Source organism: Bartonella sp. AA83SXKL (genome assembly GCF_042196965.1).
Lineage (GTDB): Bacteria > Pseudomonadota > Alphaproteobacteria > Rhizobiales > Rhizobiaceae > Bartonella.
In genome coordinates this window covers 1-711 of the sequence record NZ_JBHIRG010000184.1, presented here as the reverse complement: position 1 = coordinate 711, position 711 = coordinate 1, and the positions used below count along the sequence as shown (strand labels likewise).

The window sequence follows — 711 nt, the reverse complement described above, 5'->3', positions numbered from 1 at the left end:
CATCTTTCTCTGCTTGCAGAGTTGCATATTCTTGGCGCATCCTCTCAAAGGATGTGCTCATAGTTGCCATGCCGTTGGAAACAGGAACATTTTTCATATCTCTTAAGGTGTAGAATGCTTTGCTTACCACGGTTCCAACGGAAGGTCGCCCTCTCCTCTTTTTATCGAAGTCAATCTCTATCTGGACAGATTCCCTTGTAAGTACGGAAATCTGTAATGCCAACTGATAAACCGGAGTAGAAGGTTTACTGCCATTTCCATAAAGAATAAAGAGCAGATGATTACGCACCATTTGACCAAAACGATCTGACGGTTCTTCAATGACAATAGAAGCAAGTTTTTCAGAGAGTCCTAAAGAATTTTTTCCTGAAAATTCACCCGGAACAGACTCTATCGTCGAAATCTGAGACACTTGACGATAAAGTGGTTCAACTTTGCACCCATAAAGAAGCGTAAATAAAACCGCCAAACCAGCAAGAATACAACTTTTAAAGAACGACATTGACAATCCTTTTTGGAACAATAATCATTTTTTTCACGGGCTTTTTGACAAGATGTACCTTTACAAAATCAAGAGCTAAAACAGCTTCTTCAATCATCGCTTCACTAGCTGTTGCTGCCACAGTCACCTCACCGCGTTTTTTACCATTAATCTGTACCGGCAAGGTATAGCATTCTTCAACGGTTAATGCGCGATCACAAACAGGCCAA

General features: G+C 40.8%; 2 protein-coding genes. Both read right to left on the bottom strand.

Annotated elements, in window-relative coordinates; all coding sequences use genetic code 11:
* The coding region (locus ACFINO_RS10490; protein WP_375655784.1) for a hypothetical protein at positions 1-502 on the bottom strand (502 nt) is incomplete at its 3' end.
* On the bottom strand, positions 489-711 hold a 223-nt coding region (locus ACFINO_RS10485), incomplete at its 5' end, for a hypothetical protein (RefSeq protein ID WP_375655782.1). The genes ACFINO_RS10490 and ACFINO_RS10485, both read right to left, overlap by 14 nt.